Origin of the sequence: Mycobacterium sp. 1165178.9 (assembly GCF_001673555.1) — a bacterium.
Lineage (GTDB): Bacteria > Actinomycetota > Actinomycetes > Mycobacteriales > Mycobacteriaceae > Mycobacterium.
In genome coordinates, this window is the sequence record NZ_LZMB01000058.1 from 1 (window position 1) to 6,188 (window position 6,188).

7 protein-coding genes are annotated in these 6,188 nt (G+C 65.9%); all 7 read left to right on the forward strand.

The window, feature by feature from the left end:
- Positions 1-540, forward strand: a 540-nt coding sequence (locus tag A5652_RS02975) for a WS/DGAT domain-containing protein (protein WP_156745122.1), incomplete at its 5' end; no start/stop codon positions are given.
- 41 nt (positions 541-581) lie between these two features.
- A complete protein-coding gene (ppk2, locus tag A5652_RS02980) occupies positions 582-1,433 on the forward strand; it encodes a polyphosphate kinase 2 (RefSeq protein WP_067346473.1) in 852 nt (283 codons plus the stop codon).
- 2 nt (positions 1,434-1,435) lie between these two features.
- The gene (locus A5652_RS02985) at positions 1,436-1,966 is read left to right on the forward strand and encodes a hypothetical protein (protein WP_067346474.1); all 531 of its coding nucleotides are present in this window, start codon (positions 1,436-1,438) and stop codon (positions 1,964-1,966) included.
- A gap of 96 nt (positions 1,967-2,062) precedes the next feature.
- Positions 2,063-3,265 (forward strand): ferredoxin reductase, encoded by a 1,203-nt coding sequence (locus tag A5652_RS02990; RefSeq protein WP_369805735.1) that lies wholly within the window; start codon positions 2,063-2,065, stop codon positions 3,263-3,265.
- A gap of 94 nt (positions 3,266-3,359) precedes the next feature.
- On the forward strand, positions 3,360-4,643 hold the full coding sequence (locus A5652_RS02995) for a fatty acid desaturase (protein ID WP_067346478.1): 1,284 nt from the start codon (positions 3,360-3,362) through the stop codon (positions 4,641-4,643).
- A gap of 377 nt (positions 4,644-5,020) precedes the next feature.
- Complete coding sequence (locus A5652_RS27380; protein WP_156745124.1) at positions 5,021-5,260, forward strand: hypothetical protein; 240 nt, start codon at positions 5,021-5,023, stop codon at positions 5,258-5,260.
- A gap of 32 nt (positions 5,261-5,292) precedes the next feature.
- The coding region (locus A5652_RS03000; protein WP_067346476.1) for an alpha/beta hydrolase at positions 5,293-6,188 on the forward strand (896 nt) is incomplete at its 3' end.

Consider the following 6,188-nt stretch of genomic DNA (forward strand, 5'->3'; position numbering starts at 1 on the left):
ACGGTGCGGGCGATGGCGCCGCTGCCGGTCTACGACGACGGCGACCTCGACGCGAGCGGTCCCGGTCAGGCGATCAGCCAGGTGATGCCGTTCCTCGTCGACCTGCCGGTGGGTGAGCCCAACGCCGTGGTGCGGCTGTCGCAGATCGCGCACGCGACCGAGGCAAACCCGACGGCCGCTCAGCTGGTGGACGCGAGGACCATCGTCACCCTGTCGGGTTTCGCCCCACCGACGCTGCACGCCATGGGCATCCGGGTGGCGACCAGTTTCCCGAGCTTCTCCAAGCGCACGTTCAACCTGTTGATCACCAACGCGCCCGGCGCCCAGTCGCAGATGTACATCGCCGGCACCAAATTGCTGGAGACCTACGCGGTGCCGCCGCTGCTGCACAACCAGGCGCTGGCCATCGGCGTGACGTCGTACAACGGCGAGCTGTACTACGGAATCAACGCCGACCGCGAAGCGATGAGCGATGTCGACCTGCTGCCCGGGCTGCTGAACCAAGCGCTCGAAGAACTACTCGAGGCGTCCCGATCCTAGTCGGCGGTGAAAACCCCTGCGTGAGGCTATCATTCGTTGCTGTGAGCACCGCGAAAAGTGATGGCGCGCCGAACAAGAAGAAGTCGGCTTCCCAGGCCGTGCCGAAGATCTCAGACGACGTCTACGAAGCCGAATTGTTCCGGCTACAAACGGAATTGGTGAAACTGCAGGAGTGGGTGCGGCAATCCGGGACGCGGTTGGTGGTGTTGTTCGAGGGCCGTGACGCCGCGGGCAAGGGCGGCGCCATCAAACGGATTACCGAATACCTCAGCCCCCGAATCGCACACGTCGCCGCCCTGCCGGCGCCGTCGGATCGCGAACGCGGCCAGTGGTATTACCAGCGCTACATCGCCCACTTGCCCACCAAGGGCGAGATCGTGCTGTTCGACCGGTCCTGGTACAACCGGGCGGGCATCGAGAAGGTCATGGGTTTCTGCACACCGCAGGAGCATGCGCTGTTCATGCGTCAGACGCCGATCTTCGAGCAGATGCTGATCGACGACGGGATACTGCTGCGCAAGTACTGGTTCTCGGTCTCGGAGGCCGAGCAGCTGCGCCGCTTCAAAGCGCGGCTGAACGACCCGGTCCGGCGATGGAAGCTGTCCCCGATCGACCTCGAATCGGTATACCGGTGGGAGGACTATTCACGAGCCAAGGACGAGATGATGGTGCACACCGATACCCCGGAAAGTCCGTGGTATGTCGTGGAATCCGACATCAAGAAACATGCGCGCCTGAACATGATGTCCCATCTGTTGTCCACCGTCCCTTACCACGACGTCGAGACGCCCAAGGTCAAGCTGCCCGAGCGTCCCGTCGTCAGCGGTAACTACCAGCGCCCGCCGCGCGAGCTGTCGACCTACGTCGACGACTACGCGGCCACGCTGATCTGACCATGGTGGTCGTCTATATCCCCGCCACGCTGCCCATGTTGGCGCAGCTCGTCGCCGACGGCTCGCTGCGACCGGTCAACGGCACCGCGTTCGCGCTGACGCCGAGGTTGCGCGAGGCCTACGCCGAGGGCGACGACGACGAGCTCGCCGACGTGGCGCTTCGCGAGGCGGCGCTGGCGTCGCTGCGGCTGCTGGCCGCCGGGGAGGCGGAAGCAGCGGAAGGGACCGGAGCGTCATCGGAGTCGCTGCGGCCCCGGCGCGCGGTGCTGGCCGCCGAGGTCGAGGACGTCACATACCGCCCCGACCTCGACGACGCGGTGGTGCGGCTGTCAGGGCCGGTGCCGATCGACGACGTGATCGCCGCGTACGTCGACAACGCCGGGGCCGAGCCCGCGGTGGCGAAGGCCATCGAGGCCGTCGACGCCGCCGACCTGGGCGATGAGGACGCCGATTTGATCGTCGGCGATGCGCAAGACCACGATCTGGCCTGGTACGCCAACCAGGAGCTGCCATTCCTGCTGGAGCTGATGTGACGCCGATGTGAGGCGATCCACGCGGTCGGCGCTGGCTACGACACCGTAGGTTACGGTACCGTAGGTTTCGTGAAGCGCACAGATTCCGTCACAATGGTGAGCGTCGGTCAGACGCCGCGTAGTGAGCAGGAGCTTCCCCTGGGCAGACGTAACCCATCGATCACGGGCAACGTCGTCGACACCACGCGACCTGTTGTCGCCGGCGCGGACCGGCACCCCGGCTGGCATGCGCTGCGCAAGCTCGCCGCGCGCATCACGACGCCGCTGTTGCCCGATGACTATCTGCATCTGGCCAATCCGCTCTGGTCGGCGCGCGAAGTGCGGGGCCGGGTCCTGCAGGTGCGCCGCGAGACGGAGGATTCCGCGACCCTGGTCATCAAGCCGGGCTGGGGCTTCAACTTCGACTACCAGCCCGGTCAGTACATCGGTATCGGACTGCTGATGGACGGGCGCTGGCGCTGGCGGTCGTATTCACTCACGTCGGCCCCGGCCGCCAAGCGCCCGCACCCGGGGTCGGGTCCGGCGCGCACCGTGACCATCACCGTGAAGGCGATGCCCGAGGGGTTCCTGTCGTCGCACCTGGTGGCCGGCGTCGAGCCCGGAACCATCGTGCGGCTTGCCGCGCCGCAGGGCAATTTCGTGCTGCCCGACCCGGCGCCCGCATCGATCCTGTTCCTCACCGCCGGCTCCGGCATCACGCCGGTCATGTCGATGTTGCGAACCCTGGTGCGCCGCAACCAAATCGGTGACATCGTCCACCTGCACTCGGCTCCCACCGAATCCGACGTGATGTTTCGCGCCGAGCTGGCCGCGCTGACCACCGAGCACCCCGGTTACCGGATGCAGCTGCGCCAGACGCGCACGCAAGGCAGGCTCGACCTCTCCGTGCTCGACCAAGAGGTGCCGGACTGGCGCGACCGCCAGACCTGGGCCTGCGGGCCGGAAGGCATGCTCGCCGAGGCCGAGCGGGTATGGTCGGCGGCGGGCATCGGTGAGCGCTTGCACCTCGAGCGTTTCGCGGTGTCCAGGGCCGCACCCAGCGGCGCCGGGGGAACGGTTACCTTCGCCCAGAGTGGACGCACCGTAGCTGCCGACGCGGCGACGTCGTTGATGGATGCGGGCGAGGGCGCCGGGGTGCAGATGCCCTTCGGCTGCCGCATGGGGATCTGTCAGTCGTGTGTGGTGAACCTGGTCGAGGGTCACGTCCGCGATCTGCGGACCGGCCAGGAGCACGACCCGGGAACCCGGGTGCAGACCTGCGTGTCCGCCGCGTCTGGCGATTGCGTGCTCGACATTTAAATGCTACTCACTGGTAACCTACGGATTCGTAGGTTACGATAGCGTAGGTCCGGAACGTTAAGACCAATCAATCGACCGCAGGGAGATGACGACGATGGCGATCACAGACGTCGACGTATTCGCCCATCTGACGGACGCCGATATCGAAAGCCTGGCCGTCGAGCTCGATGCCATCCGCCAGGACGTGGAAGACTCACGCGGCGAGCGGGACGCGCGCTACATCCGCCGCACCATCGCGGCCCAGCGCGCGCTGGAGGTGACCGGCCGGCTGCTGCTGGCCGCCAGCTCGCGGCGTTCGGCCTGGTGGGCGGGGACGGTGACACTGGGCGTGGCCAAGATCGTCGAGAACATGGAGATCGGCCACAACGTCATGCACGGCCAGTGGGACTGGATGAACGACCCCGAGATCCACTCCTCGACGTGGGAGTGGGACATGAGCGGGTCGTCCAAGCACTGGCGCTACACCCACAACTTCGTGCACCACAAATACACCAACATTCTCGGGATGGACGACGACGTCGGCTACGGCCTGCTGCGCGTGACCCGCGACCAGAAATGGAAGCGCTTCAACATCCTGAACCTGGTGTACAACACCATGCTCGCGCTGCTCTTCGAGTGGGGGGTCGGGCTGCAGCATGTGGAGCTCGGCAAGATCGCCAAGCGGCGCATGGACAACGACGAAGCCCGGCAACGCGTCGACGAGTTCTTGGCCAAGGCCGGGCGCCAGGTGCTCAAGGACTACGTCGCGTTCCCGGCGCTGACGTCGGTGTCGCCCGGCGCGACGTACATGTCCACGTTGAAAGCCAACGCGCTTGCCAACGTGATTCGCAACGTGTGGGCCAACGCGGTGATCTTCTGTGGCCATTTCCCCGACGGCGCAGAGAAATTCACCAAGACCGACATGATCGGCGAGACAAAGGGGCAGTGGTACCTGCGTCAGATGCTGGGCAGCGCGAACTTCGAGGCCGGCCCGGCGCTGCGCTTCATGAGCGGCAACCTGTGCCACCAGATCGAACACCACCTGTACCCGGACCTGCCGAGCAACCGGCTGCATGAGATCTCGGTGCGGGTGCGCCAGGTCTGCGACAAGTACGACTTGCCATACACCACAGGATCTTTCCTGTTTCAGTACGCGAAGACGTGGCGCACGCTGGCCAAGCTCTCGCTGCCGAACAAGTACCTGCGTGACGACGCCGACAACGCGCCGGAGACCCGCAGTGAGCGGATGTTCGCCGAGCTCGAGCCCGGCTTTTTGGGCACCGATCCGGCGACCGGCCGCCGCCGCGGCCTGAAGTCCGCGATCGCCGCGGTGCGCGGTTGGCGGCGCGGGAAGCGGGCGGCCGTGGCCAGCCGTGCCGACGACAACGTGGCCGCCTAACTGCCCGTTGATTTGTCGAGCGTGCCGTTAGTTCCTCGCCCTAGCGCGCCGAACGTGTTCTCACGGCGAATATTTCGCCGATTTATCGCCGTGGAGTGCACGCTCGGCGCGACCTGTTTGCGGGTGCGCCCGGTAAGGGTCGTGCACCCGCCCGCGACGGTGAGTTCGGCTGGGTCCCCGGAACCTCATTGACGTTGCGGGCGGCCGCCGTTAGCCTCTGAACAAAGATTTGGTCTACGCCGAATTGGTTCAGCGCGCAGAGGAGCGCCCAATGACAACCGAACAGGTCACAGGCCGCGCTCCGAGCGTCAACTCCTATCGCGGCGGCCGGCGTTGGGTTCGTTTGCGGTGAGCTCGTCGTCGTCAACGTCGCTTTCATGATTTACGGACTGGCTTATACCGCGATCACTCGGTGGTCGGGGGTGGCCACGCCGGTGATCTGCCCATGGCCGTACCCGAGCGCCAAAATCTATGATCCGCAGGGCTTTTACGAGAAGAGCGGCCAGCCGGGTCCGTACTCGGCGGGCAAATGGTCGACACGGATGAGCGCCCAGCCCGACGGATGTCCCCATTCGGTGACGGCCGATAGCCCCGCCTGCCGCGGAGGAAAGGCGTGACAAAAAGGCAACCCAAGGCTCGGCCTCTTACCGTGACCAACGCTGCGCTGCGCGTCGGCGTGAGGGTCGTGCCCTGGCTTCCGCCGTGGTTGAAGCGCCTGCTCGCCGGCGGCGGCAGGATCACCGTCGACGGCAACACTCTTGACCCGACGCTCCAATTGATGATGGCCGGCCAACGACGCACCCGCACCGGGGGCCTATCGGCTTCCGGCGATCCGGAAGTCGCCCGCGCGATGATGCGTAGCTCGCACGTGCTGATGGCTCCCGACATCGACGTCGCAATACGGGATTTCACTATCCCTGGTCCCGAAACGCCGCTCCGGACACGGCACTACCGGCCAGCAGTCGAGGGGGTGGCTCCGATGCTGGTGTTCTTCCATGGCGGCGGCTTTGTGGTGGGGGATATCGAATCCCACGACGGGCTCTGCCGGATGATCTGCCGCGACGCGGCCCTACATGTGCTATCGGTCGACTACCGGTTGGCGCCGGAACACAAGGCGCCAGCCGCGGCCCACGATTGCTTCGCGGCGTATCGATGGGCACTCGGGCACGCCGCCGAACTGGGCGCCGATCCGTCCCGAATCGGCGTTGGCGGCGATAGCGCGGGTGGAAACCTGGCGGCGTTGGTCGCGCTGCTCAGCCGCGACGAGGGGATTCCGCAGCCGGTGCTGCAGGTACTGATGTATCCGGTCATTGACCTGTCCGAAGAGACCCAGTCACGAAAGCTGTTCTCCGATGGGTTTTTTCTGTCCAAACGAGACCGGGAATGGTTCACGGAGTTGTATCTGGGCGGCACTGATATTGCCCCGGACGAGGCGTGGGTGTCGCCGCTGAAGACGGCCGATCTCTCCGGGCTCGCGCCGGCTCTGGTGCTCACCGCGGGATTCGATCCGCTGCGCGATGAGGGCAACGAGTACGCCGCGGCGCT

Coding starts and splice junctions, on each gene's coding strand:
- A5652_RS27380 (WP_156745124.1), top strand. CDS start 5,021: ATGATTTACGGACTGGCTTATACCGCGATCACTCGGTGGTCGGGGGTG.
- A5652_RS02985 (WP_067346474.1), top strand. CDS start 1,436: ATGGTGGTCGTCTATATCCCCGCCACGCTGCCCATGTTGGCGCAGCTC.
- A5652_RS02995 (WP_067346478.1), top strand. CDS start 3,360: ATGGCGATCACAGACGTCGACGTATTCGCCCATCTGACGGACGCCGAT.